This is a genomic window from Nocardia spumae (assembly GCF_020733635.1).
GTDB lineage: Bacteria > Actinomycetota > Actinomycetes > Mycobacteriales > Mycobacteriaceae > Nocardia > Nocardia spumae.
In genome coordinates this window covers 1,342,340-1,368,880 of sequence record NZ_JAJFZL010000001.1, presented here as the reverse complement: position 1 = coordinate 1,368,880, position 26,541 = coordinate 1,342,340, and the positions used below count along the sequence as shown (strand labels likewise).

At 66.9% G+C, this 26,541-nt stretch carries 30 protein-coding genes, 1 tRNA gene and 1 pseudogene; 10 read left to right on the top strand and 22 right to left on the bottom strand.

All coding sequences use genetic code 11. From position 1 onward, the window contains the following. Positions 1 to 314: 314 nt before the first annotated feature. Both LKD76_RS05335 and LKD76_RS05330 read right to left on the bottom strand, forming a co-directional pair. The gene (locus tag LKD76_RS05335; RefSeq protein ID WP_227979837.1) at positions 315 to 746 is read right to left on the bottom strand and encodes an effector binding domain-containing protein; all 432 of its coding nucleotides are present in this window, start codon (positions 744 to 746) and stop codon (positions 315 to 317) included. After that, positions 743 to 1,186 (bottom strand): GyrI-like domain-containing protein, encoded by a 444-nt coding sequence (locus LKD76_RS05330; protein ID WP_227979836.1) that lies wholly within the window; start codon positions 1,184 to 1,186, stop codon positions 743 to 745. The genes LKD76_RS05335 and LKD76_RS05330 overlap by 4 nt, the downstream gene beginning before the upstream one ends. A 470-nt stretch (positions 1,187 to 1,656) precedes the next feature. Here LKD76_RS05330 and LKD76_RS05325 point away from each other — a divergent pair, with 470 nt between their 5' ends. The 3 genes from LKD76_RS05325 (at position 1,657) to LKD76_RS05315 (ending at position 4,593) form a co-directional block, all read left to right on the top strand. Further along, positions 1,657 to 2,376 carry a uracil-DNA glycosylase gene (locus LKD76_RS05325; RefSeq protein ID WP_227985101.1) on the top strand — a complete coding sequence of 240 codons (720 nt, stop codon included), beginning with the start codon at positions 1,657 to 1,659 and terminating at the stop codon, positions 2,374 to 2,376. Between the two features lie 73 nt (positions 2,377 to 2,449). Then, positions 2,450 to 2,522, top strand: a tRNA-Ala gene (locus LKD76_RS05320). 346 nt (positions 2,523 to 2,868) lie between these two features. Then, on the top strand, positions 2,869 to 4,593 hold the full coding sequence (locus tag LKD76_RS05315) for a putative bifunctional diguanylate cyclase/phosphodiesterase (protein ID WP_227979835.1): 1,725 nt from the start codon (positions 2,869 to 2,871) through the stop codon (positions 4,591 to 4,593). Here the strand turns inward: LKD76_RS05315 and LKD76_RS32270 are convergent. The 3 genes from LKD76_RS32270 to LKD76_RS05300 all read right to left on the bottom strand — a co-directional run bounded on the left by LKD76_RS32270 (position 4,512) and on the right by LKD76_RS05300 (position 6,052). After that, positions 4,512 to 4,865, bottom strand: coding sequence for a DUF5994 family protein (locus LKD76_RS32270; protein WP_372465972.1), 354 nt, complete (start codon positions 4,863 to 4,865; stop codon positions 4,512 to 4,514). The two genes, LKD76_RS05315 and LKD76_RS32270, sit on opposite strands and share 82 nt — an antisense overlap. A gap of 70 nt (positions 4,866 to 4,935) precedes the next feature. After that, the gene (locus LKD76_RS05305) at positions 4,936 to 5,163 is read right to left on the bottom strand and encodes a hypothetical protein (RefSeq protein WP_227979834.1); all 228 of its coding nucleotides are present in this window, start codon (positions 5,161 to 5,163) and stop codon (positions 4,936 to 4,938) included. A 61-nt stretch (positions 5,164 to 5,224) separates the two neighbouring features. Then, positions 5,225 to 6,052 (bottom strand): alpha/beta fold hydrolase, encoded by an 828-nt coding sequence (locus LKD76_RS05300; protein WP_227979833.1) that lies wholly within the window; start codon positions 6,050 to 6,052, stop codon positions 5,225 to 5,227. A gap of 208 nt (positions 6,053 to 6,260) precedes the next feature. Here LKD76_RS05300 and LKD76_RS05295 point away from each other — a divergent pair, with 208 nt between their 5' ends. Then, entirely contained in the window at positions 6,261 to 6,551 is a 291-nt protein-coding gene (locus LKD76_RS05295) for a hypothetical protein (RefSeq protein ID WP_227979832.1), read from the top strand. Positions 6,552 to 6,585: 34 nt separating this feature from the next. Here LKD76_RS05295 and LKD76_RS05290 read toward each other — a convergent pair whose 3' ends face one another. Then, positions 6,586 to 7,224, bottom strand: coding sequence for a TetR/AcrR family transcriptional regulator (locus LKD76_RS05290; protein WP_227979831.1), 639 nt, complete (start codon positions 7,222 to 7,224; stop codon positions 6,586 to 6,588). 298 nt (positions 7,225 to 7,522) lie between these two features. Here LKD76_RS05290 and LKD76_RS05285 point away from each other — a divergent pair, with 298 nt between their 5' ends. Further along, the gene (locus tag LKD76_RS05285) at positions 7,523 to 8,794 is read left to right on the top strand and encodes a diguanylate cyclase domain-containing protein (protein ID WP_227979830.1); all 1,272 of its coding nucleotides are present in this window, start codon (positions 7,523 to 7,525) and stop codon (positions 8,792 to 8,794) included. A gap of 18 nt (positions 8,795 to 8,812) precedes the next feature. On the opposite strand, the gene LKD76_RS05280 is transcribed toward LKD76_RS05285, so the two are convergent. Beyond that, entirely contained in the window at positions 8,813 to 9,466 is a 654-nt protein-coding gene (locus LKD76_RS05280) for a VC0807 family protein (protein WP_227979829.1), read from the bottom strand. Positions 9,467 to 9,565: 99 nt separating this feature from the next. Further along, on the bottom strand, positions 9,566 to 10,240 hold the full coding sequence (locus LKD76_RS05275; protein WP_227979828.1) for a hypothetical protein: 675 nt from the start codon (positions 10,238 to 10,240) through the stop codon (positions 9,566 to 9,568). A 312-nt stretch (positions 10,241 to 10,552) separates the two neighbouring features. Between LKD76_RS05275 and LKD76_RS05270 the strand changes: the two genes are divergently transcribed. Then, positions 10,553 to 11,494 carry a glycoside hydrolase family protein gene (locus tag LKD76_RS05270; protein WP_227979827.1) on the top strand — a complete coding sequence of 314 codons (942 nt, stop codon included), beginning with the start codon at positions 10,553 to 10,555 and terminating at the stop codon, positions 11,492 to 11,494. A 36-nt stretch (positions 11,495 to 11,530) separates the two neighbouring features. On the opposite strand, the gene LKD76_RS05265 is transcribed toward LKD76_RS05270, so the two are convergent. Both LKD76_RS05265 and LKD76_RS05260 read right to left on the bottom strand, forming a co-directional pair. Further along, entirely contained in the window at positions 11,531 to 11,851 is a 321-nt protein-coding gene (locus tag LKD76_RS05265) for a DMT family transporter (RefSeq protein WP_227979826.1), read from the bottom strand. 64 nt (positions 11,852 to 11,915) lie between these two features. Beyond that, entirely contained in the window at positions 11,916 to 12,278 is a 363-nt protein-coding gene (locus tag LKD76_RS05260) for a DMT family transporter (RefSeq protein ID WP_227979825.1), read from the bottom strand. Between the two features lie 134 nt (positions 12,279 to 12,412). Here LKD76_RS05260 and LKD76_RS05255 point away from each other — a divergent pair, with 134 nt between their 5' ends. Further along, a complete protein-coding gene (locus tag LKD76_RS05255; RefSeq protein WP_227979824.1) occupies positions 12,413 to 12,853 on the top strand; it encodes a MarR family winged helix-turn-helix transcriptional regulator in 441 nt (146 codons plus the stop codon). Between the two features lie 82 nt (positions 12,854 to 12,935). Next, the gene (locus LKD76_RS05250) at positions 12,936 to 13,793 is read left to right on the top strand and encodes a cyclopropane mycolic acid synthase family methyltransferase (protein WP_227979823.1); all 858 of its coding nucleotides are present in this window, start codon (positions 12,936 to 12,938) and stop codon (positions 13,791 to 13,793) included. Between the two features lie 84 nt (positions 13,794 to 13,877). Here LKD76_RS05250 and LKD76_RS05245 read toward each other — a convergent pair whose 3' ends face one another. After that, entirely contained in the window at positions 13,878 to 14,501 is a 624-nt protein-coding gene (locus LKD76_RS05245) for a PadR family transcriptional regulator (protein WP_227979822.1), read from the bottom strand. Between the two features lie 125 nt (positions 14,502 to 14,626). Between LKD76_RS05245 and LKD76_RS05240 the strand changes: the two genes are divergently transcribed. Continuing rightward, positions 14,627 to 15,091, top strand: a complete 465-nt coding sequence (locus LKD76_RS05240; protein WP_227979821.1) for a hypothetical protein — start codon at positions 14,627 to 14,629, stop codon at positions 15,089 to 15,091. A 66-nt stretch (positions 15,092 to 15,157) separates the two neighbouring features. Here the strand turns inward: LKD76_RS05240 and LKD76_RS05235 are convergent, their stop codons facing one another. The 6 genes from LKD76_RS05235 to LKD76_RS05210 form a co-directional block, all read right to left on the bottom strand. Further along, positions 15,158 to 15,940, bottom strand: a complete 783-nt coding sequence (locus tag LKD76_RS05235; RefSeq protein ID WP_227979820.1) for an acyl-[acyl-carrier-protein] thioesterase — start codon at positions 15,938 to 15,940, stop codon at positions 15,158 to 15,160. A 265-nt stretch (positions 15,941 to 16,205) separates the two neighbouring features. Beyond that, positions 16,206 to 16,361 carry a hypothetical protein gene (locus LKD76_RS05230; protein WP_227979819.1) on the bottom strand — a complete coding sequence of 52 codons (156 nt, stop codon included), beginning with the start codon at positions 16,359 to 16,361 and terminating at the stop codon, positions 16,206 to 16,208. A 752-nt stretch (positions 16,362 to 17,113) separates the two neighbouring features. Further along, the gene (locus LKD76_RS05225; RefSeq protein WP_227979818.1) at positions 17,114 to 17,713 is read right to left on the bottom strand and encodes a DUF4203 domain-containing protein; all 600 of its coding nucleotides are present in this window, start codon (positions 17,711 to 17,713) and stop codon (positions 17,114 to 17,116) included. Between the two features lie 168 nt (positions 17,714 to 17,881). Then, positions 17,882 to 18,265, bottom strand: a complete 384-nt coding sequence (locus tag LKD76_RS05220) for a carboxymuconolactone decarboxylase family protein (RefSeq protein ID WP_227985100.1) — start codon at positions 18,263 to 18,265, stop codon at positions 17,882 to 17,884. 90 nt (positions 18,266 to 18,355) lie between these two features. Continuing rightward, positions 18,356 to 19,093 (bottom strand): DUF8020 domain-containing protein, encoded by a 738-nt coding sequence (locus tag LKD76_RS05215; protein ID WP_227979817.1) that lies wholly within the window; start codon positions 19,091 to 19,093, stop codon positions 18,356 to 18,358. A gap of 8 nt (positions 19,094 to 19,101) precedes the next feature. Further along, positions 19,102 to 20,421: an MFS transporter gene (locus tag LKD76_RS05210; protein WP_227979816.1), complete on the bottom strand. Its 1,320-nt coding sequence runs from the start codon at positions 20,419 to 20,421 to the stop codon at positions 19,102 to 19,104. A 218-nt stretch (positions 20,422 to 20,639) separates the two neighbouring features. On the opposite strand from LKD76_RS05210, the gene LKD76_RS05205 reads away from it, so the two are divergent. Beyond that, positions 20,640 to 21,674: an AraC family transcriptional regulator gene (locus LKD76_RS05205; RefSeq protein WP_227979815.1), complete on the top strand. Its 1,035-nt coding sequence runs from the start codon at positions 20,640 to 20,642 to the stop codon at positions 21,672 to 21,674. Between the two features lie 40 nt (positions 21,675 to 21,714). On the opposite strand, the pseudogene LKD76_RS05200 reads toward LKD76_RS05205, so the two are convergent. The 5 genes and pseudogenes from LKD76_RS05200 to LKD76_RS05180 form a co-directional block, all read right to left on the bottom strand. Continuing rightward, a pseudogene (locus tag LKD76_RS05200) lies at positions 21,715 to 23,309 on the bottom strand (long-chain-fatty-acid--CoA ligase). Between the two features lie 2 nt (positions 23,310 to 23,311). After that, positions 23,312 to 23,977, bottom strand: coding sequence for a 3-oxoacid CoA-transferase subunit B (locus tag LKD76_RS05195; protein ID WP_227979814.1), 666 nt, complete (start codon positions 23,975 to 23,977; stop codon positions 23,312 to 23,314). Then, positions 23,974 to 24,744, bottom strand: a complete 771-nt coding sequence (locus LKD76_RS05190) for a CoA transferase subunit A (RefSeq protein WP_227979813.1) — start codon at positions 24,742 to 24,744, stop codon at positions 23,974 to 23,976. The genes LKD76_RS05195 and LKD76_RS05190 overlap by 4 nt, the downstream gene beginning before the upstream one ends. Next, positions 24,741 to 25,340: an RBBP9/YdeN family alpha/beta hydrolase gene (locus LKD76_RS05185; RefSeq protein ID WP_227979812.1), complete on the bottom strand. Its 600-nt coding sequence runs from the start codon at positions 25,338 to 25,340 to the stop codon at positions 24,741 to 24,743. Before LKD76_RS05185 ends, LKD76_RS05190 begins: the two co-directional genes overlap by 4 nt. Before the next feature lie 141 nt (positions 25,341 to 25,481). Continuing rightward, positions 25,482 to 26,534 carry a beta-keto acid cleavage family enzyme gene (locus LKD76_RS05180; protein ID WP_227979811.1) on the bottom strand — a complete coding sequence of 351 codons (1,053 nt, stop codon included), beginning with the start codon at positions 26,532 to 26,534 and terminating at the stop codon, positions 25,482 to 25,484. Positions 26,535 to 26,541: the final 7 nt, after the last annotated feature.

The window sequence follows — 26,541 nt, the reverse complement described above, 5'->3', positions numbered from 1 at the left end:
CGTCAACAGCCATATCGGCGCAGCGCACCGGTGCGGCGTCCAGCCCAGTCATACGGTTCCTACTCTGTTGCTGCGCTCTGTTGCTGCGCGACCTTCCGGCCGAATCCGCACGGCAAGCGGTACCGCCGGTGTCGGATAGGGCCACCTAGGGCAGTATCCGTCATCGCAACGGAATTGACCAGACGTCTGGCAAATCTTCCGAAACCAGTGTCGAAGGTCCGTAATCGGACCAGGTCATCGCCCTCGGGTTGAACCGGACACAGAAGAAAACGACCGGGCGGTACAGATTTGGCTACCTGTCGGCAATCTCTTGTTCACACCAGAATGGAGATGAACAGCTCCAGCCGGTCAGGGGCCTGCCACACCTCGATTTCCTCGCAATAAGCCCGGGTGATCTCGGCCGATGCGGTGGCATCGTCCACCTGCGCCCAGACATCCTCCACCGGATCGTGATAATCACCATTCGGCTCGAATCGGGCATAGACACCCTTGGGCACCCGGATCATCACATCGCCGACCGGCAGTTTGTGCGGCGCCGGATATTCATAGCTGACCAGCACGTTGTAATTTCCGGCCGGATCGGGCACATATACGGTGTAGAGCGAACCGCCGACCTCCCGGTCACGCAGCCGATCCCGCAGGAATTCGATCAGCTCGCTGTTGCTGACCTTGAAACTCGGGCGCACCCGCGGCACCACCAAACCGCCGTAGATCGCCGCGTCGCGGACCACGATCGAAAAGGTCATCGCGGATCTACCGCCAGATACAGATCGATCTTGTACGCGTGTGGATAACACTCGAAATCCCCGGTGAACGTGCGTCTGATCTGGTTGTGCTCCTCGGCGTAGGCGATCTGAGTCCACAGATCGGTCATGATCTGCGGGAAATTCCCGACCGAGGAGAAGCGCGCATAGGGCCCGGCCGGCAGGCGGGACACGATATGGCCGCGGGTCACCTGATCGAACGAGGAGCATTCGTAGCCGACGATCTGCGTGTTGAACGTCCCCGGATCGGGCGCGTAGTCGGTGTAGGCACACGCCAGCGGCCCACCCAGTTCCTGATGCAGGACGGCGGCCCAGGCCGCCTCGAGATCACGATCGCGCAGTTTTCCGAGCGCACGTTTCGGACTGCGCACCGGTAGCCCGGCGACCCACGTCTCGTCCCGTTCGACGATTTCGAACTGCATGCAAGAACTCTCTCGATGTGATCGCGTTGGGCCGCGCAACCGGTGCTGCGGCGGACCGTCCGGCTGGAAACGTCATGCTATCAACATCGAACCGAGGCGATCCGCGCCTCGCACCGGCACCAGACTGAACATTCGACCAGTTCAACCGCAGCGACCGAACGGTCCGCCGGCCGGCCGAACCGGCACTCCAGCAGCGTCCGAGCCCTGGACACGGCCACATCCGAGCGAGCCGAAATTCTCGCCAACCGCCCATCACCGGAGAATTCGCAGATTTCGGATGCCGATGCCACCTTCGCAAACGTTGAGCAATCAACCTGAGCGGGTATGACACGGCCCCCGGCAAACGGGCAGACTCACAGGCACGACGACGACACGGGAGGCTCGATGGCGCCCAGCACCACCCACAGCGAACCGGTGCGGGCCGGCGCGGCGGCCCCACGGTGAGCCCCGAATATCCCGATCTCGCCGCCATGGACGAGGCCCTGATCGACTGCCGCGCCTGCCCGCGTCTGGTGGCCTGGCGCGAACAGGTGGCCCGCGACAAGCGCGCCGCCTTCCGCGACGAAGCGTATTGGGGTCGTCCGGTAACCGGATTCGGCCCGTCCGACGCCGCCATGCTGGTGGTGGGCCTGGCACCGGCGGCGCACGGCGGAAACCGCACCGGCCGGATGTTCACCGGCGACCGCAGCGGCGACGTTCTGTTCGCCGCCCTCTACGCCGTCGGCGCCGCCACCCAGCCCACCGCCATCGCCCGCGACGACGGACTGCGCCTACTCGGCACCCGGGTCACCGCACCCGTGCACTGCGCACCACCGGACAACAAACCCACCGTCGCCGAACGCGACACCTGCCGCCACTGGCTGATCACCGAACTCGAACTACTCGCCCCGACAGTTCGCGCCATCGTCGTTCTCGGCGCCTGGGGCTGGCAGGCACTCCTGCCCGCCCTCGACCGGGCGGGCTGGCAGGTCCCCCGCCCCCGCCCGAAGTTCGGTCACGGCGTCCACTATTCGATCGAGCCCGCCCGCTCCGGCCGCCGAGACCTGGAACTGTTCGGCTCCTACCACGTCAGCCAGCAGAACACCTTCACCGGCCGCCTCACCCCCACCATGCTCGAGCAGGTCCTGACCACCGCCGCCACCGCCGCCGGCCTCACCCTCACACCCCCGCGCCCGACCCCCGATCGATGATCCGACCAGCGGATTCGGAATCTCCCACCGGCACCTGCTAAAGTTCTCCTCCGTTGGCCCGGTACCGGGCCACGGGGCTATGGCGCAGTTGGTAGCGCGTCTCGTTCGCATCGAGAAGGTCAGGGGTTCGATTCCCCTTAGCTCCACCCACCGAAGCAGCCGCAGGTCATCGACCTGCGGCTGCTTCGCTGTGTGGCATTGCGCGAACACGTTGCGTGGTTGACAGTGGGGTGGCCGTGCTCGAGCACGAACCGCGACGACGAGTTCGAGCGCGGAGATGTCGGCGTGTGCCGGCGTCCGGTGGCACCTTCTGCTGGCGGCCACTTGCCCGATACGTATCCGGCCGTACCCGGTTAGGGCTCGGCTAGTGCTCCGACCTGGGTATTCCGACCTTGATGGTGTGGCTAATCTGGAAAGATGCGAGGAGTCGGAACCCGGGGTGGTTCCCGTACTCGGGCGCGGGCGGCATCAGTGGTAGCAACGGCGAGCCTCATGTCCAGGATTACCGGGGCTTTCTTTTTCGTCGGCGGACTGCTCGCTGCCGTGGTGACCGCACTGACAGGCGACGGGCCGGGTAGTCGCGCGGTCGTGTTCGGGGCAGCGCTGGTCGCGGTGCTCACCGGCATCCTGGTGTATCTGGTGGGTGAGCGGATGCCGGTGCGCGCGCACCCGATCTTGGTATCGCTCGGGACCGTGCTGATCACCGTTGCCATTCATTGGCTCCCCGGCGATACCGCCGCGGTCACACTGTCGTCGATATACGTGTTCGTTGCGTGCGATGCCGCGTTCTTCTTCAGCACGTACGTCACCGGCCTGGAGATCGGGTTCGCCGTGGTGTGCTGCATGGCGGTGTTGGGCACTCGCGAGCACCTGCAATGGTGGACCGGGGTGATCGCGGCCGGGGTGACCGTGATGGTCGGTGTGGTGGTCACGATTGTGGCCCGCCGAGCCGCAGAAGCCGACATCGATCTGCTTACCGGCCTGCTCAATCGGCGCGGTTTCGATCGGTTGCTGAACGCCGAGATCGCCAAGGCCGGGCGGCTCGGCCAACGCCCCGCGCTGGTGTTGGCCGACCTGGACCGCTTCCAGACGGACGACAACGGCCACCTCGACCAGCCCACGGGTGATGCGGTGCTGCAGCACGTCGCCGACACCTGGAGTGAGCTGTTGACGCCGGAACAGACGCTGGCCCGGCTCGGTGGCGACCTGTTCGCGGTGCTGCTGCCGGACACGACCGAACGGGCCGCGGTCGGGCTCACCGACCGCATGCGCGCGGCGACAACTACCGGCTGCTCCGCCGGCGTCACGTCATGGCAGCCGCGTGAACCGGCGTCGATGCTGGTCAGCCGGGCCGATGTGGGCCGGTATCGGGCCAAGCAGGCAGGTCCCAACCAGACCAGGCTGGAATCCGGGCAGCGCGTTGCCCTGGCTGAGGAACTGCGCCGGGCCATCGCGGGAGACAACAACCTGGAAGTCCGGTACCAGCCGATCGTCAGCCTGCCGCTCGGCGACAAGGTGGTCGGTGTGGAGGCGTTGCTGCGCTGGTCTTCGGCCACCGAGCCTGGCCTCGGCACGATCGAGGTGATCCGCGCCGCGGAGGAGTACAACTTGATTGCCGCCCTGGGCCAGGCCGTACTACGCCGGGCCTGTGTGGACGCAGTCGCGCTGCGGAGAACTGTCGCAGATCTCGACCTCACGCTGAACGTCAATGTCAGCGGTCTGGAGCTGGCCGACAGCGATTACGGCGATCGGGTACGGAGTACTCTGCGCAGCACCGGCTGGCACGCTGGGCAGCTGGTGCTCGAGGTCACCGAGACGCAGTTGGAGGCCGAGTCACCGAACGCGATCGACAACCTGAGCGCCTTGCGGAACGCCGGCGTACGTATCGCTATCGACGACTTCGGCACCGGTTACTCATCGTTGAGCAGGCTGGCCGCCATTCCAGCGGACATCCTCAAGGTGGACCGGTCCTTCGTCGCGGCGATCACCGCGGACTCACCCGCGCCACCGCTGCTCGGGGTGATCAAGGCGCTCAGCACCGCGCTCGACATGGAGGTCATCGCCGAAGGGGTCGAGACCGCGCACCAAGCGGCAGTGCTCACCGACCTCGGCTTCTCGCTCGTGCAGGGCTACCACTACAGCGGCCCCCAAACCGTGCAGGCGATCCTCGACGAACTCGCCACGCAGCGCGGCACAGCCGCGCACAACGAGCAGTGATCACCGGCACCTGTACCGACCGGGTTTCCGTTGCGCACACAGGCGCCCATTCGACGGCTTCCACAACTCGATAACGAGCACAGCACGCCAATGGCCGCCACCATAACCACCGGGGTGCCGCTGCGTCGGCCTTCGAGGTGCACGGCCAGCCCGTCGATGACCAGATCGCTGGGCGCGCTCGCCAGCAGCCCAGGCAACTCGGCCGCGAGAGCGTCGCTGCGCGGCCACCAGGCCCCGTCGACGTAGCCGGTCTTCGCCGAACCCGGTTTCAGCCGCAGTCGCGGCGCTTGCTCGTCGACCGCGCTGGACTCTCCTCCCGATGCCTCTGGGTGTTGTCGTGCGTCATATCGGCGCCCCTGCCTCGGCCGCGGATCGGCCGATTCCCGATGTCACGGTCCGGGCGGCGGGCCCAGGTGTCCTGACGTCGGGCGGTTGGCCGTGTCCGGGGCCGTGCACCTGGATGTGGTCGTCGCTGTCGATGCGCCGCTGGGCGCGACTGGTCGCGTTCCATTCGAAGCCGATGCGCATCGTGGGCCCGAGCCGTGGGGTGACGGCACTGATGAGGTCCACCCGGGTGAACCCGCCCGGCATGACGCGTAGGCGGGTGGTGGCGTGTCGTTGAGGCCCCGGGCTATCGGCTCGACGAGTCGTGCGGGTCGACGGCGGCGACATCCGCGACGGCGTCGGCGATGGCGCGGAAATCCTTGCACAGGATGGCGCCGTGATTGCTGGCGACCTTGGTGCTGCGGATGTTGGGATTACCGGCGCACAGTGTGTCGAGGCTGGTGCGGATGCGTTCCTGCTCGTCGTCGCGGCTGCCCAGCGACGTCCCCGACGCCACCACATAGCGCACCGGGACGGTGAGGGCGTCCAGAACGGGGCCGAGCTCACGCTCACGAGAGAGCTTCCCGAGCTCGATATTGCTCTCGGCCATCTGCGCGGCGGTCATCCGAGGCGTGAGCCCCGTCGGGCGCAGCAGCGGCATGAACAGGTTCAGTCGCCGGAACAGCTTGCGGATGCGCTGTTCCATGGCCGCGTCGAGCCAGTCGTACGGGAACGCGCCGTCGACCATGACCGCGCCCAGGGCCCGGTCCGGATTCCGGGCGACCCAGTGCGCCGCGACGACCGCACCATACGACCACCCCACCACCAGGGCCCGATCCACGCCCCGGGCCGCGAGCACGGCGTCGACGTCCCGAACGGCCGCCTCGAAGGAATAGTCCGCTGAACGCTTCGATTTACCGCGCGCCCGCTCGTCGTAGGTGATGTGCCGATAGTCGGACCCGAGCGCGGCGACGACCCGCCGCCAATACCCCCGAGTGGCGAACTGACCGTTGAGATAGATCACCGGAATACCGGAACCACCGGTGTCGGTGACGGCCAGGGCGGAGTCCTCGACCGGCACGAAACCGGACCACTCCGACGAGGTCTTGCGGAACTTCTTCGCTGCGATGCTCATGCGGACAACTCTCACGGGACCGGCTGATAGCGACCTGACACTCACCTGACACATCCGCTGACCCGTTGTCCGCCCCGCTCACAGGTGGCCCACCGGGTGGGCGACGACGCCGACCCACGCGGGCCGTGCCGGAACCGATACCGCTCGTTTCGCCGACACGAAGTCGTGAATGTCCTGTTCCCGCGGGATTCGCGGATAGGTTGCCAGAATGGATCCCGCATTCGATCCGCCCGTGGTGGCGTCCGCGTCCGACACCGGTGTCGTCCTGGATGTGGCCGGTATCGGTATCCACGACCCCATCGGCGTCGCCGACCTGTACCTCGAGCTGGCCGACGGCACTCGCCGGCAGCTGCCCGCCCCACTGCGGGACTGGGCGATCACCATGCTGGCCACGCACGGCCGTCATACGGCGATCGACGAGTTGCCGGTATTCCCCTGCCGGGTCGAGTTCGGTGTTCTGCACGGCCGCATGTACGCCATCCCGCAACCGTCGAGCTGACGCCGTCCGCGGGAGCCGCTATCACCGACGCCGTCTATGTCCTGGCGTCGGAGGCCGGGAAGGCATCGCCGACGGGAGCCATGCGGTTCGGTGCCAGTTGTACTCCGGCGAGGCCGGACCAGCACAAGCTCGCGGTCGTCGCGACGGCTTCGTTCTTGGGCAGCGGCTTGCCGGTGGCCGCCCAGTCCCGTGCGCACGACTGAGCGATCGCCACCAATTCGGCCGTGATCAGCCAGCCGTACTCGGCCTGGGGCAAGGCATACGGCGTGAGCGCTCGCGAGACGGTATCGGTGCAGATCGTCGCGGCCTGGTGCGCCATGCGCTGCGCAGACGGTTCGTCGACGACCGCGGCGCCGGCCAGCAGGGCGGCACTGCGCGGATGGATATCGGCGAAGTCGAACACCGCGGATACCGTCGCCGCCACGATGGCACGCATCCCCTGCGCGCGATCGAGTGCCTCGGTGAGCGTCTCCTCCAGCACCTGCACCGCGTCGTGCAGGACCACCAGATACAGCTCCAGCTTGCTCGAAAACGACTTGTACAGCACCGGTTTGCTGATCCCGGCCCGGCACGCGATCTCATCCATACTCGCTGCGCGGTAACCGCAGGCGGCGAACAATCCCGCCGCGGCGGCCACGATCACGCGCCGCCGTTCCTGCCTGGCCCGCGCCATCTGCCCATCCACCGCCGGCCACCTCCTCGCCGTTCACCGTACCCACGCCCGCTCCCCGCACCGACACCGATACCGATACCGGCCCGCCCCGCGGTCGGCGTGCGCTCGGCCCGGCAACCCTCGCCCTCTCGGCGCCCCGGCGTGCCCCGCCACCGACCCGGTATTGCCGATCCGATTCGTACCGGGTGGGCGGTGTCGGCCCGGGCGCGCCCGTTCTCTCGTAGGCTGACTGTGAGCGAACGGGGAGGGTCGTCTGTGCCGGACCGCCGGGTCCGGCAATGGAGGAAGGTCCTCGCGGATGGACACTCGCGAGGTTGCCGACATGGCGCGGGACTGGTCGGCAGCCCTGGTCGATTGCGGTGACGTGCCGACATCTCTGCCGCACGACATCCGCCGGTCGACCGCGAGATGGATCGTCGAGCTGGAAGCCGCCCTGTCCGCCGAGTCGTTCGACCCGTCACCCGCATATCGCGTGGGCGTCGAGATGGTCCGGTCGAACCTGACGGTTCCCGCCATGATGACCCCGACCGCGGCGGTGCTGGCCGGTTTGCTGGAGCGCTCCCAGCTGCCGGATCGCGCGCGGCGGTTCGGGGCGCTCCTGGGCGAGCTGGCCCGCGGCTACAGTACCGAGTTGCTCGCGGTCCACATCCGCAGTGAGGAAGTTGCCGACCAGCGCTTCCGCGTGCTTTTCGACAACGCCGCGGTGGCTATCGCGCTCTACGACAGCGACGGGATCACGCTGGAGGCCAACCCTACGACGGCGCGGATGGTCGGGATGACCCCGGAAGACCTGCAGGGAGTGGCCGGTCTGGACCTGATGCATCCCGATGATCGCGACAAGCTGCGTCAGGTCGTCGTCGATCTGTACCGGCGCAAACACGGCACCGAGCGCTTCGAAGGGCGCTTCTGCCGTCCCGACGGCACCGTCTGCTGGGGCGCGTGGACGATGACCGTGGTGCCCGGTGTGGGCGGACGTGGCTTGCGGCTGCTCGCGGTGGGCGAGGACATCACCGAACGGCGGGCCATGCAACAGAAACTGTGGTGGCAGGCCCGGCACGACCCGTTGACGGGTCTGCCGAATCGCCTCTTCCTGCTCGAGCGGTTGGAGGCCATCGTCGCGGCCGCCCGTCCCGACGATCACATCGGCTTGTGCTTCCTCGATCTCGACGAGTTCAAGATGATCAACGACCGCTACGGCCATCGCGCGGGAGACAGCGTCCTGGCCGAGGTCGGCCGCAGACTCGACGCGACCCTGACCTCGCCGTCGGTCACGCCGGCCCGCATCGGAGGCGACGAGTTCGTCGCCCTGCTCGCGCCGCCCTGCGACGACACAGCGGCCCACACGGCCGCCGAGACCATGCTCGCCACGCTGCGAAACCCGATTCCGATCGGTCGCGGCGATCTGCTGTCGCTGTCGGCCAGCATCGGCGCCGTTGTCACCCCGGTCGCCGGCGCGAAGGCCGAAACACTGTTGAACGACGCCGATATCGGCCTGTACCGCGCCAAGGCCGCCGGCCGTGGCACCTGGGTGCTGCACCGCACCGACAGCCGCCCCTCGACCGGACAGTAGACAGGCGATAGCCGCGGATCAGACGGTGACGGTGGCGGGCTGTGCCGCGTTCTGACCGCGGGCCCGCCGGACCACCGCGATCGTGATCGCGATCAGTACACCGAAGGTGACCACCATCATCACGGTGGACAGCCACACCATGGTCGGGATGGGCAGCTGATAGACCAGCACCAGCCGCAGCGCGGCTTCGAGACACAGCCCGGCGCCCCAGACGATGCTCAGCAGGTTGAGCACACGCCGCATCTGCGGGCGAGTGCGGTACCGCTCCTGGAAGGCCGTCGCCGCGTCCGCGGACATGCCGCGTTGCGCGCTCACGTAGATCAGCGGCTTGCCGACGATCACGCTGAGCAGGAACGCAGCTCCGATCAAGGCGGTGGTGAAGGAGTCCTTGGCGACCACGAAACGCGCGTCGCCGGAGACGAAGGTCAGGACGAGCCCGAGCGCGAAGCTCGCCAGGATCACCGCCGCGAAGGGATCGAGCCGGCGCTTGCGCACGATCTCGGCGATCACGAACGCTCCCGACACCACCGTTCCGGCGCTGAGGGCGACCACATCGCTCGCTCCGGCGGCGTGGAGCCCGTAGTAGGCGGCCATCGGCACCCCGGCGTCGCGGAGCAACTGGCGGGCGAGGACCTTGCGGTCCATTCCGGGGGCGGATGCGGTGGTACTCATGTGCGCTCCTGAACTGGCTGTTCCGATGTCCAGACCGACGCTAGGCGCACCGGCGAGCGCGCACCCGACCCGTTCGTCATCGATCGACCATGACAGATGTCATGGTGTGAATCCCGCGAGGTCGGCGTTCTCGTCGTCCGCGTCACCGTTGGTGAACGCGGCGGTCGCGAAGCCCGGGCCGAACGAGGCCGAGGCGACCGCGGAGACCGGGGAGACCGGATCGTCCGACCAACCCCATTTGCTGCCGATCACCGCCGGCATTCGCGCGGTTCCCCAATTCTGTGCGGTTCCGTCCGCGGCGATCGGGCTCGCGGTGGCCATCCAGACCAGCATGGGCGAGCCGGGATCGCTGAGCTCCTTGGCGACGAGGAATCCGGCGACGTCGCTAGCACTGGTGTAGGAGTCGCCCCAGAACGAACCGCGCCGCGTCGCAGTCGATCCGAACTCCGCGGCCGTGGCATCGATGGCGCCCGGATACTTGCTGTCCAGCGCGCTCGCGGCATCGCTGTCGGAGAGCTGGATCGCGCGCTGCGCCAGCTGCCGGTCCGATGCGGACCGATCGCCGTAGCGCAGGACATAGTCGACCAGATATAGCTTGATGATCGACAGGGCAGGACGTGGTTCATCCGAATTGGCTGTGCCGCTATCGATTCCGGGAACCAATGACACGATCGCGAACGACGTGCGCGGGTTCATCGCGATCGGTTCGTCCGCCTCGACCGGACTCGCCGTTGCCGTACCACTCGCTATCAGCAAGGCCGCGACAGGTGCCACCAGAGTTCTCCGCACGAGTGAGTTCTCCCTCTCGGTCTGTCCGAGGGCCCGGCCGGGCGGCCGCGGCCTCGGTGCCAGTTGGGTAGAGCAGGATCACGTCATGTTCGGGCCGAGCTGCGCACATGTTGTGCATCGATTCCACTACGTCACCGATGCTTCGCGGCCACGCCACGCCCAACGGATGCTTCGGCGGGTCGTCGGGGCCGATGACTCGGCTCGACCGGGCGGTCGGGACAGGCGTCGTCGATCGGGCCGGCGGTTTCCGGCGCGCCTGCGGCGCATCGTCGCGCGCGGACCGCAGAATCGCCGGTCATGGCGATCACCGTGGGACGCAGGTCCGCACTCGCATTGCTGGCCGGGCTGCCGTTGCTGGCAGCGGGAACGGCAGGGGCACAATCGGCGTTGCCGGGGGTCGGTACCGATCCGCGGCGGGTGCCCTCGCGGTACACGATGACCGCGTTCCGCGCCCACAGCGACTCCACCATGGCGGTGTACGAGTCGGTCGACGGCACCCGGTTCACCCCGGTGGCCGAGCGTGCGTACACGCCGCGGAACGGGCTGGTACGCGATCCCAGCGTGCTGCTGCACACCGACGGCTGGTACTACCTCACCTACACGATGGCCCCCGACGCGACCTCGATCGGTGTGGCACGAAGTCGCGATCGGATCACCTGGACGGCGATGGCGCCGGTGCCGATCCTGGTACCGGGCCGTCTCGAAGGGGCGTGGGCGCCGGAATGGTATGCCGATGCGGCGGGCCGGGTCGGCATCCTCGTTTCGCTGACCTGGGGGCACGGCTTCACCCCGCATCTGGTGGTGCCGCTGGGGCACGACCTGTCCGCTTGGGCTCCGCCGCTACCGCTGCTGAATCTGGGCCCGCGCGGTCCGGGTTCACTGGGCTATATCGATACCCAACTGGTCCGCCTGGACGGGCGGCTGTACGCGTTCGTGAAGAACGAGGATACGAAGCTGATCGAGCTGGCGGTGGCCGATAATCCGCTGGGCCCGTACAGCTTTGTGGCCGAGGGAGATTGGGCCGGCTGGGGCGGCCCGCGCGAAGGACCGTCGGTGGTGGTGCTGCCCGACGGCGGGCATCGCATCTATCTCGACGCCTACACCGAGGGCCGCTACCTCTACAGCGACAGCTACGACGGGTTCCGGACCTGGTCGGCGCCGGTCGAACTGCCCGGCCTTTCCGGCGTCATCCGACACGGCACGGTGCTCGCCGAATTCGGTTCGCCGACAACACCGTGACAACGGCGCCGACCATTCCCGCCACAGCCGAGGGGGTCAGGCTCCGGCGGCCAGGCGCAGCACCAGCACACCCGCGATGATGGCGGCGAACGAGAGCATCTTCGGCGCGGTGATCTTCTCCTTGTAGACGAGTGCGCCGAGTACGACGGTGCCGATCGCCCCGATGCCGGTCCAGATGGTGTAGCCGACCCCGACATCGAGGGTGCGTAGCGCCAAGCTCAGCGTGAAGATGCCGGCCGCGGCGGCCACCAGGGTGAACACCGACGGCCACAACCGGGTGAACCCCTTGGTGGCGTTGGTGCCCAATGCGAAGGCGACCTCGAATACCGCGGCGATCAGCAGATAGATCCAGGACATGACGGGACTCCCCGAAAAATAGTGAGACAGTGGATGATTCAGCGGAACGAACAGCGGGCAAGGTTCAGGCCGGCCGGACGACGATGTCGGCGGCGGCGGTCACGGTGGTGAGCTTGTCGGCGATCTTCAACCCCAGCACCCCGCCGATGATCAGCACGAAGGCCAGCACCTTCGCCGGGGTGATCGCCTCGTCGAACACCACCGACCCGAAGATCACCGTCCCGACCGAACCGATCCCGGTCCACACGGTGTAGCCGACCCCGACATCCAGCGACTTCAACGCGAGGGACAGGAAGAAGATCCCGCCACCGGCAGCGGCGGCCGTCAGTAGCGACGGCCCCAGCACGGTGAATCCGTGGGTGGCGTTGGTCGCCAGGGCGAACACGATCTCGAAGACGGACGCGATGAGCAGGTAGACCCAGGCCATGGGAATCTCCTCGGATTAATTGTATGTATGTGCAAGTTTATGTCGACGAAGAAGATCATGCATGTACAAGTAAACTGATGTCAAGCAGGTGCCGGCCACCCCGGCCGGTCCCCGGGTAGGCCCAGGAGTCGACGATGTCATCACAGGCGGAAACCGGTGCCGACGCACGGATGTGGAATCGGCTGCTGATCCTGCACGCTCATGTCGAGAACCGGCTCGCGACCACGTTGCAACGCCGCCACGGTCTCGGCCTGTCGGAATATCGGGCCCTGGGCTTTCTCGACCAGGCCGACGACAGCGAACTGCGCATGCAGGAACTGTCCGACAAGCTCGGACTCAACCAGAGCTCGGTGACCCGGCTGGTCGGCCGGCTCAATGCCGCCGATTTCACCTACCGCGACGCCTGTCCCGACGACAAACGCGGCGTGTACACCGTCCTCACCGACGCCGGCCGCACTCGCTATCGCGAGGCCCGCGGCACCTACGACGACACCCTGACCGCCGCGCTCGACGACATCGCCGGCACCGACCCCGCCATCGCCTCGATTCTCGCCACCGCCCGCGAAGCCGGGTAGTTCCCGGGCATCGAACCCTTCGGCCGACTACCTCGTTCTCACCACAGAGCAACCCGAAGCTTCGATCCGATGAGAGGTCGCCATGACCGATCTGTCACCGTTTTACGCCGACGTCCAGGCGCACTACGACCTGTCCGACGAATTCTTCGCACTGTTTCTCGACCCCAGCCGCACCTACAGTTGCGCCTACTTCCGGGAACCGGATCTCACCCTGGAACAGGCTCAGCTCGCCAAGATCGATCTGTCGCTCGGAAAATGCGATCTGCACCCGGGGATGACGCTGCTCGATATCGGCTGCGGATGGGGTTCGACCATGATGCGCGCGATCGAGAAATACGATGTGCGCGTGATCGGCCTGACACTGAGCCGAAATCAGTTCGAGCACGTGCGCGAACTACTGACCACCCTCCCCCGGCCCGCCGGTGAGGTGCGGCTGTGTGGCTGGGAGGAGTTCGATCAGCCGGTGGACCGGATCGTCTCGATCGGCGCCTTCGAGCACTTCCGGCGTGAACGCTACGACGCCTTCTTCGACCGCTGCCACCGGCTCCTTCCGCCGGACGGCCGGATGATGCTGCACACCATCATCGGATTCCACCGTCACCAACTCCGCGAGCTGGACATTCCGGTGACCCACGAATATCTGGCCTTCTGCAAATTCCTGATCGACGAGATATTCCCGGGCGGTCAGCTACCCCAGCCGCAATGGGTCTCCGAGTACGCCGCACGCGCGGGTTTCCGAACTCAGGACGTCCAGTCTCTGCAGCCGCACTACGCCCACACCCTCGACCTGTGGGCGCGGGCATTGCGCGAACACCGCGCCGAGGCGATCGCCCTCACCTCGGAAGCCGTCTACGACCGCTACCAGCGTTATCTCACCGGCTGCGCCGACCTGTTCCGCGACGGTTATATCGACGTCCGCCAGCACGTCCTGCTCGCCTGACAGCTGGTGCGCCGAAACGACTGCCGCCGTGCGCCTTTCGCCATCGGAGACCGCGATCGGCGGTGATCGGCGACCGCGATACGCCTATCCGTCCGATGCGACCGCCTGATTCCGGAACCGAGCCAAGGATTCCCACGACCAGCCGAGGGATCCGGCGGCGAGGTCGGCGACGACGCCGTCGAGCCAACGGATTTCCGCCTCGGTGACCGCGCGCCGATATTCGTCTTCGAGCATCGTGACGCGCGGGAGCCCGAACCGCGCGGCCTGCGATATGCCCGCCTCGAGCTCGGACAGGTCGGCGCGCAGCGTATTCACACGACGTTCGAGTTCGGCCCGGGCGCCCTCGGGACCGAGCAGCATCAGGAAGGACAGCGCCGCGGGGAATTCCGGGAACTCGTTGCGGGGAGTGGAGACCATGTCGGTGATCCAGGCGAGGCAGGCGGCGCGGCCCGACTCCGTGATCTCGTAGACGGTACGTTCCGGGTACTGCTGATCACGGCCCGTCGCACGCACCGCGACCAGCCCGGCGTCCTGCAGCCGCGCGATCGTCTTGTACAGCTGGGCACGCTGACCCACGTTGACGACCTTGTCCTTACCCCACTCCTTGATCCGGCGCTGGATCGCGTAGGGGTGCATCGGCTCCAGGTGCAGGATGCCGAGCACCGCCATGGCGAGCGGGGATCGCTTGAACCGGTCCGATGTGGTCATGTCACCCATCCTACTAGGTGCGGTACAACTAGATTCTCAAATACTAGTTGCTTAGACACTAGTTTGTATGCCACTATTGAGGAGCAGGCGAACTCGACCACTGAGATCCGAAAGGACCCGAACCGATGACCACCAAGACCGACACCGTCCGCATCCACGCCGACCACGAGAGCACCAAACGCCTCGGCGACTGGACCCACGCCACCGATTTCGAGATCAAAGCCCGCTACGCCGGCGTCGTCATCGATCTGCGCTCGCCGTGGATCGAGGGCGAGGGCCCGATCGAGGTTCATGCCACGCTGGACCACGCCATGGTCAAGCTGCTGGTTCCCGACGACGCCGTCATCGACCGGAGCGAACTGGAATGGAACGGGCGCGGGCGGGTGAAGGACTTCGCCGAGCCGCGCGACGCCGCCGGCCGCGTCATCCGGCTGACCGGCACCAGCGCCAAGAGTGAATTCCGCATCCACCGCGGCGGCATCGCGATCCTCTCGGCGTTGTTCACCCGCGAGTTCTTCGACGATGCCAAGCAGGCACACAAGCAGGGGCGCACCCCGACCCTGGCCGATCCGGCCAACGCACCCCGCTGAAACGAGGTGGGGTGTCCGGCGGCGGCAAACGCCGGACACCCCCCATCGAAACCGAAGGCCCGGAAGCTACCCGGCGGCGAGCGGTTCGATCCGCGCCAGAGTCCGGGCGCTGCCGTCGACCTCCAGCTGTACTCGCAACCCGTCCTCGTCCGGCCACGCGCGGATCAGCACCTCATCGCCGGCCATCACCGGCCCGGCATGCTCGAGGATCACCCGATAGGGCGCTGCCGTGGCATCGGGAAAGCGGGCGAGCGCCTCCTCCACCGCACCCCAGTGCACCGCGTTGTTGACATGTCCATAGCGGTCGACATCGGTCACCCGCAGCGGGAACGGCCGCGGCTCGGCGCCGGTGCCGGCCCGCGCGCGCAGCGCGGGCCGCCACTGCAATCGATGCTGGGTGGTCGCCGCGAGCATGGGCGCCATGAAACGGTCGCTCATCCGCGCCGGACGCCCGGCCTCGATATCCACATGAATCAGGAACATCTCGGTCTCGATCAGGCCACCGTTCTCGCTGCGCACCTGAATGCGCATGTTGCACCACCGATTCGACAGCGCCGACGGCCAGCGCCGTAGATGCACCCGATCCCCGAACTCGATGGGCCGCAGGACATCCATGACCGTGCGCCGCACGATCCACCCCGGATGCAGATCCCCCTCGTCGACCACCTGCAGATGGTCGTAGCCGATGTCCTGCAGATACCGGGCCACCGCATCGAGCCGCAGCCGCTCGGCGCCATCGGTATCACCGAGCCGGACCGGCCAATGCTCATGGAACGCCCGGCTCTCATCGGCACAGGGTGTCAGCGGAAACGCGATATCGGCCAACCGGTCGGCGGTAGCGGCGCTCATGAACGCTCCTTTCGCAGGTCCCGCGTCAGCCTATCGACCGATCACGCCCGGGCCCTTCGATGCCGATGGCCTCCACCCGGGGGTGAACCACTGCGCGGCGTCGGTGACACGGCATCGCAGCCGGACAGCGCCGCACAGAGCGCTGGCGCCCCGGTGCGCGGCAGACGCCGATACGCGACTCCGCGGCCCGCGACCGTAGCAGTGCGCGACTCGGAGAAAATCCGCCCGATCGGCCGACCGCCCGATCGGCAGCGGAACCGTTCGACTACAACCGCAGCCGACTGGCCGCCACGCCCCAGAAGACACGGCGGTCCAGAAGATCGAAATCCCAGCTGTTGACGATCCGATGCAGGATCGCAACTATCGCCGAGACGTCGAAATCCTCGCGCCGGGCGGCGCCGGTCGATTCCAGCTCTGTCACGACATATTTGGTCGCGGTCTCCGATGTGTACAACCGATTCCCCTTTCAGATGTGCGGAAACACTCGCCTACTGAAACATCGACGATCCGATGCGCCCCGACCCTGCATCGGCTTCTTACCGGTTGCAGACCATCGATTCATCCGCAACCGCAAATTTAGGAGGATTTAATTCCTACCTGTATATAGCACAATTCCGGCAGTGCCGCGCTCCAAAAAGCGATGGTCGCCAGAAGATTGCGGCGCGAACCCGAGCGCGACCGGCAACCGGAACTCCAATACCGTCCCGACCGTATGGTCTGTACCCGCACGGCTGTCGTACGCCCGTCACTCTCCGGTGAGCAAATCTGGAAGTAGGGTTCCGGTTACCGGTCGAACGAGATCACGCCGGTCCGGACCAGCGCCGAAGGAAAAGCGTTGCATCGCCTGCGATAGCTCCGAGCCGTCGCGGCGGTACAGATCACCCCCACCGCAACCGCGGCCGGACAACGCCGATCATCCGGCGCCGGCGCCCGAGTTTCATCGCCCCCTTCAGTTACCACCCAATTTGCGGATTAGGTCACGAAACGGCAACCCCGCGCGCGGCGCGAAACGATACCGGTACCGGTATTACCTGTTCAGCCGCATTGACTCCGGCCGGAGCAGCAGCGAAAGCCCGCCGCTGGGCGACCGCCGCGAACAGATATTTCGCTTTCGAACGCAATGCGAGAATGGATGTGATAACTACACAAGCGGCCGCTACGGGAAAAGGAGTGCTACTTTCCCGCGTCCTTCGCACCGTCATCGACCGCGAGATGGCGGATACCGAGCTTCTCGGCGAACAGGTGCCGCTGCACGATCCAGCCCGCGGCCGACAGCGCCACCCACGCCGCGGTGGCCAGGAACTGCTGCCACCCCGAGTCGGGTTCACGCAGGAACGACAGCTGATCACTCGTGCGGCCCAGGCCACTCAGCACCATGCTCGCGCCACCGATCGAGGTCAGCCACAACAACGCCCGCGCCCGGAACCGTTCGGCAAGAAACGCCCCCGCCACACACACCGCCAGGATCACGATCATGCTCATCGCCCAGTTCTTGTCACCGGGCTGGAATACCGTGGCCAGCTTCGCGCCCACCATCGCGCCGGTCAGACCACCGATCGCATACGCCGCGAAGGTGAACACCAGCGATACCACCACCCAGGTTGTCACCGCGCCGATCAACCCGAACAGCAACAACGTCCAGAACGACGGATCGAACAAATCGGCGATCAACCACCCGATACCGAACCCGATCGCCACCACGCCCAAGTGCACCGATCGGATCCCGTAGAAACACAACAACGCACCCACCAGCACCACGACAAGGCCGTTCATGGGATCAGTCTCGCCCGAGACACCGGTGTTCGAACTCATCCCCTGCGGGTGAACCGCGACGCGGATCGCGCGCGACCTGATCGCGCCCGATCGAGCGCCTCGGCCGCTATGCGATCGTCCCCGGGCGTGAGCGCAGCCCGGGGACGACCGCCCGGCACCGGCCGGGCGTCAGCGTGTGGAATTCCCGTCGAGAGCGGGGCCGCCGTCGCCCGAGTGATCCGACCGGCCACGGGCCTCGAGTTCTTCGGCGAGAATCGGGATGCCCACATTGCAGGCGTGAATGCCGAGCACACTGACCATCTCGAGCACGGTCACGATCTGTTCGGGAGCCACGCCCAGTTCGAGGGCGGCTCGGATGTGGCGACGCACCCCCGGTGAGTACATGTGGGTGCACGCCGCGTCGATGGCGATGCTCAGCAGTTCGACGAATTCCGGTGGGAAGACATCTCTCGCGATGGGTGTGGCATGCATGGCCATGAATCGTTCGGTCCATTCCGGATCCCAGGCGTAGAGCTGATTCCAGAGTGGATTCCAGTTTCCGCCGGCCCGCATGCGGTCGACGACCGGTGTGGGCACCGGCGGGGACGAATCGAACACGACACCTCCTGAGGAGAATTCGGCACGAAAGGCGTTGCCGGACAACTATTTGACGGGCGCGGGCTGCGCCGGATCCTTGCAGTACGGGAGTTCCGGCGGGCACGGGGCCAGAATCGTGGAGAAGTACTGGATGGCCGAGAACACGGTGATGGGGCCGCCGGCCAGGATGAGTCCCGCCATCGATCCCACAGCACCGAGGGTGGCGGCGCCCAGCACACAGCCGGCGACGGTCGCGCCGACGAACGGGGCCAGCAGGACGATCACCGGGCTGGAGATCGCCGCACCGACCGCCCCACCGACCAGACACCCGATTCCCCCACCGATGACCGCGCCGAGCACCGCGCTGACGCCTGCGGCGATGGCGATGCGCTGGCCGAACGCGCCCAGCGCTTGCGAATCGCGCGGTGTGAACGATTCCACGGCCTGCCCGGCGGAGACGATGTCGCCGCGGGCCGGGGCCCGGGTCGGCCGCCCATTGCCACGATCCGGTGTGAGTACAGCGGTATCACCGTCGATACGCGCGTCGATCGGGTAGGCGGTGTCGTCGATATCGAAGGTCAGCGGTACGGCGGCCACCGGCCGATCGGCGCGATCGGTGAGAATCAATTGGTCGGCGACGACTTTCAGCTTGCCGTCGGAGGTGGTCACGACCGCCGAGTCCGCCCGTCGCCCGATCTCGTAGTGCACGGCGTCGGCGGTGGGCCGCGCCTGCGCCGTGCCGGTGGTGACGGCGGCGGCCGCCACCGCGAGCGCAGTGGTCAGGGCAGATTTCGTCAACTTCATCGAATTCCTCATCGTTGGTGGTGAACAGCGGCGAGTTTGCGCAGGCCGGCCGGGTACAGGTACTTGCCCGCCGCGAGCGCGGCGATCGCGACGAGATAGGCCAGGGGGGCCAGCCGCAGCGCGGTGGTCAGGTCGTATCGATCGGCGAGCAGGCCGACGACGAACGGGCCCAATGCCATTCCGAGCAGACTGTTGGACAGGGTCAGCGTGCCCATCGCGGAGGCGCGCACCGACGAATGGGTGAGCGTGGCGACCATCGCGGCGGTCGGTCCCGACGATCCGCCCGAGAACCATGCGCCGATGCCGATCAGAATCAGTTGTGCCGCACCGTGTTCGATACTGAATCCGACGGTCAGGCAGACCAGCGAGATCGAGCAGAACGCGATCGCGGTCAGCCATTTGCGGGACAGGTCACGACGGCCGATCCGGTCGGTGATGATGCCGCAGCACACCATTCCCGCGCCGACCAGCAGGACGACACCCGCCGCCGCGACGGCCGCGGTGTCGGCCGCCAGACCGTAGACCCGATTGAAGAAACTCGGCGTCCACGCCAGCAGGACCGCGGCCGCGAACAACTGCACGCCACCACCGAGGTAGGCGCACAGCACCGCCGGATTGGTGAACAGCGAGGAGACCGGAGCTCGAAACCCGTCGCGCTCCACTGGCTCCGCGCTTTCGGAGTCGGCGTGCCGAGCCAGTTTCGCCTCGCTCACCAGCACCCGGAACAGCGCGGCCAGAATCAAGCCGGCCACCGCCATCGTGACGAAGGACCAACGCCAGCCGAGGTGGACCGCGATCGCGCCACCGGCGGCGACACCCAGTACCGAACCGAATGAACCACCCGCCATGAACGCCCCGCTCAGGGCGGCGTGTATCCGGGGCGCGAAGACACTCAGGACCACCGCGATACCGACGCTGCCGTAGGCCGCCTCCCCGACTCCCACCAGGAACCGAGCGCCCAGCATCTGGTGGTAGTCGGAGGCGAGCGCACAGAGCAGGGTGGCGATACTCCACAGGGTGGCCATCAGCACCAGGCTCTTGACCCTGCCCCACCGATCGGCGAGCAGTGACAGCGGGAAGGTCAGCAATCCGACCATCAGCGCTACCACGCTGTTGAGCGATCCGAGTTGTGAGTCCGTCAGACCCCATTCGGTTTTCAGCAGCGGAAAGACCGCGCCGAGTACCTGCCGGGACATGTAGTCGGCGAGCAACAGTCCGAAGGCGAGGGCGAAGACCAGCCAGGGATACCGCCGCGCACGGTCCGGCGTCGGCGCGGAACCGGTCGAACCGTCGGCCACCGGGACCTCGGGGGTGGTGTTCAACTGCATGGGTGCTCCTACGAACCCGGCGGGCGGCGCACCCGCTCGCCGGAGCTGTGAAAGGTACGAGCGCCGGCGAATGCGCCGGGCCGCTCGCGGACCTGTGGTGAGGTGGCGGATCGAACCCCTACCTCGATGTGATGGAGACAACAGTAAGGCCGAAATATCTCTCATGCTTTACTCTGAGGGACACAGATCCGAACAATCTGGGACATCGAGGGGTGCTGATGAAGCCCTTGGCGCGGTACGCGGCATTGAACGACTACGTCGATCTCGGGCAGTCTCTCGGGCTGGATCCGGCTCGCCTGGTACGCGAGGCCGGACTCGATCCCACCAGTCTGAGCCTGCAGGATCGGTGGGTTCCCGCCTCCGCCGTCACCGAACTCCTGGAGCGTTCCGCCGCCGAATCGGGGCGGGAGGATTTCGGACTGCTGCTGGCCGAACGACGGCGCCTGTCCAACCTGGGACCGTTGAGCCTGGTCATCCGCGAGGAGCCCGATGTCCGCAGCGCGCTCGAGCTGATGGTTCGCCATCAGCACACCTACAACGAATCCCTGCACATCCGGCTCAGCGAGCGCAACGGCATCGGCCATGTCCGGCTGCGCCTGGATCTCGGCGAACGCCGCAGTACCCGGCAGGCCACCGAGCTGGCGATGGGTGCGATGCAGGGGATTCTGCGCGGATTCCTCGGCGCGCAATGGCACCCGGTCGAAACCACCTTCACCCATTGCGCGCCCCGGGACCGCACGACCCATCTGCGGTTGTTCGGACCCCATCTGACGTTCGATCACGAGTTCACCGGAATGACGCTCTACACAACAGATCTCGACACCTCGAATCCGATGTCGGATCCGCTGCTGCGGCCCTATACCCAGCAGTTCCTCGATTCCGTGGACACCGGACACGACACGGCGGTGCGCGATCGGGTGCAGGAACTCGTCGAACTGCTGCTGCCGACCGGGCGGTGCTCGGCCGATCAGGTGGCCCGCAGCCTGGGCGTGGATCGCCGCACGGTGCACCGCCGCCTGGCGGACGAGGGATACACCTATTCGGAGATCCTCGACTCCACCCGCATCGATCTCGCGCGCCGGGTGGTGGGCAATCAGGCGCGTTCACTCACCGAGATCGCGGAGATGCTCGGCTTCTCCAGCCCGGCCAGCTTCACCCGCTGGTTTCGCGGGCATCACGACTGCAGCCCGAGCCAATGGCGTCGGGCTGCGTCGAAAGATAGTGGTGGACAGATCAATTCAACTGAACGGTAGGTCCGGTGCAGTAGCGAGAGCGGGCGATCCGGCGCCGGGTTCAGCGGGGTGCCGTGGACGTTGCGCTCCGGCCGGATGTATCGCCGGCCCGCAATTCGCGTTTGAGGATCTTGCCGCTCGCGGTCATGGGCAAGGTCTCGGCGAGTTCGACGCGTCGCGGATACTTGTAGGCGGCCAGCCGTTCTCGGCACCAGGCGATCATCTCACCGGGATCGGGAGACGAATTCGGTTCGGGGACGACGAATGCCATGATCTCCTCCCGTAATGCTCATCGGGAACGCCGATCACGGCGCAGAGCGAGACGCCGGGGAAGGTCAGCAGGGTTTCCTCGATCTCACGCGGATAGACGTTGAATCCGCCGCGCACGATCATGTCCTTGGCCCGGTCGACGATGTAGTAGAAACCGTCGGCATCGCGCTCGGCGAGATCCCCGGTGCGTAACCATCCGTCCCGGAGGGTCTCCCGATTCGCCTCCGGCCGGTTCAGATACCCCTTCATCACGTTGTGGCCGCGAATCGCGAGCTCGCCGACGACACCCGAACCGGCGACCGTATTCCACTGCCCATCGATGAGCCGCGCCTCGATCCCCCAGACCGGCACGCCGATGGATCCGGGCCGCGAATCCCGGTGCGGATCAGCGAAAATCGCCAGTGGCGACGTCTCCGACATGCCGTACCCCTCGAGAATCCGCACACCGAAGCGCCGTTCGAAACGCGAGAGGATCTCCACCGGCAGCGCCGCGCCGCCGGATACGGCACGACGCAGGGTGGCCGCCATGACATCGGTGTCGACACCGTCGCCGATCGCGTGCAGCAGACCCCAATACATGGTGGGTACGCCGGCGAAGAACGTGATCCGTTCCTCCGCCATCAGCTCGAGCGCGGTCGCGGCGTCGAACCGCGGCAGCATCACCAGCGTCGCGCCGGTGGACAGGCCCGCGTTCATATTGATGGTCTGTCCGAACGAATGGAACAGCGGCAGGGCCACCAGATGAGTGTCGGGCCGCCCCGATCCGCTGTCGAACAGCCGGTTGGCGGTGAGCGCGTTCAACACCATATTCGCGTGCGTGAGCTCGGCACCCTTGGGCTTTCCCGTCGTCCCGCTGGTGTAGAGAACCACCGCGGTGTCATCCGGCTGCCGGGGCACCGTCTCGAAGGTGGACGGCTGGGACGCCAGCGCCCGATCCAGTGTCTCCACGCCTGGATACGGTGACGGCGCGGCCGGATCCGCGGTGATCACGAACATTTCCCGGCACCCCGGCGTCCGGTCGAAGGCTTCCGTTCCGTAGGCGCCCGTGGGCAATTCGGGGGTGCCTTCGAAGCAGAGGTAGATCCGGGCGCCGGAATCGCCGAGGTGGTAGGCGATCTCGGCGGGCTTGAGCAGAATGTTGAGCGGGACGACGACCGCGCCCGCCTTCAGGATTCCGTAGTAGACAGCGGGGAAGTCGGACAGGTTCGGACAGGTCAGCGCCACCGCCTCGCCCGGCTCCACCCCCCAGGCGACCAGGAGATTCGCTACGCGATCGGCGCGGGCGTTCAGCTCGGCATAGGTGGTCCGATCCGTCCCCATGCGTACGGCGTCGGCATCCGGGTGCCGGCGCGCGGAATCCTCCAGCAGCATCGCGAGATTGAGCACGGTCATCGTCCTCGGGTGTCGGTGAGCACGGGTGCGCCGGTCGCCGCCAGCACGTCGGCCTCGGTGACGCCCGGTGCGCATTCACGCAGCGCCAAGCCGTCCGCGGTGACGTCGAGGACACACAGGTCGGTGATGATTCGCTGCACCACTCCCGCACCGGTGAGCGGTAATGTGCAGTGGCGCAGAATCTTCGGTGCCCCGGACCGGTCGGTGTGCTCCATCAGCACGATCACCCGGCGCGCGCCGTGAACGAGGTCCATGGCCCCGCCCATCCCCTTGACCATATGCCCGGGCACCATCCAGTTCGCCAGGTCACCGGTCGCCGAGACCTGCATGCCGCCGAGGACCGCGGTATCGATATGGCCGCCACGGATCATCCCGAAGCTGGTCGCGGAGTCGAAATAGGTCGCGCCCGGACGGACGGTCACGGTCTCCTTGCCGGCGTTGATCAGATCGGCGTCGACCTCGGGGTCGGCCGGATAGGGGCCGGTGCCGAGGATGCCGTTCTCCGAATGCAGGGTGACGTGGATATCGGCGGGCAGGTGGTCGGGGATCAACGTGGGCAGGCCGATTCCGAGATTGACGTACTCACCCGAGCGCAGTTCCCGTGCCGCCCGCGCCGCCATCGCGGGCCGATCCCAGCCGGCACGCGTCGTGACATCGGTCATTTCGATTCCTCCGCTCGCACGGTCCGCTTCTCGATCAGGCCCCGCGCGGGGCCGGTGACCACGATGCGATCGACGAATATGCCGGGAAGGTGCACCGCATCGGGATCCAGATCGCCTGCGGGCACGATCGTTTCGACCTCGGCGATGCAGACGCGTCCGGCGGCGGCGACCAGCGGATTGAAATTGCGCGCCGACTTGTTGAAGATCAGATTTCCGGCGGTATCACCGATCAGGGCGTGGACCAGCGCGTAGTCGGTGGTGATCGCCTCCTCGAGCACATACCGTTTCGGGCCCGCCGGTCCGCTGAAGGTCGCCACCGGTTTCGGTGGCGAGGCGACGGCCACGGTCCCGTTCGGTCCGTAGCGCCAGGGCATACCACCCTCGGCGATCAGCGTTCCTACCCCGGCGGGCGTGTAGAAGGCGGCGATGCCCGCTCCCCCGGCGCGCAGCCGTTCGGCCAGTGTCCCCTGCGGAGTGAGCTCGACCTCGAGTTCGCCCGACAGGTACTGTCGCGCGAACTCCGTGTTCTCCCCGACGTAGGAGGCGGTCACTCGGCGGATCCGTTTGTCGGCCAACAGGATTCCCAGTCCGTGCGCGGTGGTGCCGCAGTTGTTGGACACGATCTCGAGCTCGTCCGGACCGGCCGCGGCGACCGCCTCGATCAAGGTGGCCGGGATGCCGCACAGTCCGAATCCTCCGACGGCCACCGACGATCCGGATTCCAGATCGGCGACCGCGGCCGCGGCGGACGTCATCACCTCGGTCATCGGGCGCCCTCCCGGAAACCGGACGGACGGCCCAGATCGACGGTCTCGGAGAGCAATTCGCGCGCCCGATCCCACCGGCCGAATCCGGAGGCGGGATTGAGATGTCCGACATCACCCAGGTCGACCAGCCGGCTCCCCCAGGCCTCGGCCATACCGGCCACCCGTCGCCAGGACGCCAGCGGATCGGTGGTGCTCGCGGCCACGATGCTCGGGAAGGGCAGCCGGCGGCGCGGAATCGGATTCCAGCCGTGGCGATCCAGCTCCTCGGCGGTGGGATATCCGGACGGGAAAGGGGTTTCGACATCGGCGGGTGTGGCCAGCAGCGCACCGTGGATGTCCCGGGTCGGCCGCTGCGCCCAGTGCACGGCGATCATCACCCCCGCGCTGTGGGCGACCAGGACGACCGGGCCCGCCGCCTCGGACAGCACGCGGTCGAGCGCGTCCACCCGGGCCGTCAGGCTCAGCTTGTCGTGTTCGAGCGGCGGCACGATGTGCACCCGATCCAGTTCTGCGGCGAGCCTGGTCTGCCAGTGCTCGGGTACGTGATCGCGCAGACCGGGCACGATCACCACGGTCGGGTCGATAGCGGATTGCACGGTGCGACAACTCCTTCTGTGAGGTGGCGAACTCGCCACCGCGACGGCGCCCGGACTCGGCTGGGCACGGCGAAACCGGCGGGCGGCGACGGTGTACCGCCCGCCGGAGTACGTGCGCCCGGGCCGGCCCCGCGGCCGCGCTCAGGCGTGGTGGGTGAATCCGACCTGACCGGGCGTGCGATTCGGTGCGAATCCGACCTTGGCCAGCGTTTCGTCGGCATCGGCGTAGGTGGTGCCGATCTTGTAGATGTCGCGGGCCTCCTTACCGGTGGCGACCTCGCGGCCCAGCTCTCCGGCGATCCGGACCAGCTGCTGAATCTGCTGGACCGAGGTCATCTTCTGCCCCTTGCGACCCCAGATCGTGTCCTCGTTACCGCAGCGGGTGTGCAGGCCCATGGCGATCGCCATCGCGTTGACCGGCAGTACCGAGCGCATCAGGGTCTCGAGGGTCAGGCACGCGCCATCCGGTACGCGCTGGATGAAATTCATGATGTTGTAGGGGTTCGGTCCATCGAACCCGCCACCGATACCGACCCAGGTCAGATTCAGCGGACCGGTGTACACGCCGCGGCGGATCAGCCGTTCGACCGTTTCGAGTTGCGGGATGCTCGACAGCTGGAAGTGCGGCTGGATCCCGGCGGCCTGCAGGCGGCGCAGATGCTCGGCGACCCAGGTGGGTCCGGCCGGCACCGTCATCTCCCGGTAGGCATCGGCCAGTTCCGGCCGCTCCATCGAGGTGCCGGCGATATCGTCGGCGGTCATCAACTCCATGATGTTCATCTGGCTGGTGTTGATCGCGATCGTCACCTGATCCGGCTTGGGATCGAGTTCGGCCAGCATGTGGCGGGTGTCGTCGGAAAGCCACTTGGCATCGGCGCCCTCACCCTCGGGCGCGAACGAAATCGACCCTCCGACCTGCAGGATCATCTCCGGGACGGCCTCGCGAAGCCCGGCGAGCAACTCGTTGAACTTCGACAGCCGCTTGGAACCTTTACCGTCGAGTTCACGCACGTGAATGTGCAGCACGGTGGCGCCGGCCTCGTAGCAGTCGACCGCTTGCTGGATATGCTCCTCCATGGTCAGCGGCAGATCGTCGCGGAAATCGTCGGGCTCCCACTCCGGGCCGTACGGCGCGCTGGTGATCACCAGCTTGTCCTGGTTCTCGGGAAACAAGGCGTCATCGTGAAAGAACATGGCTGTA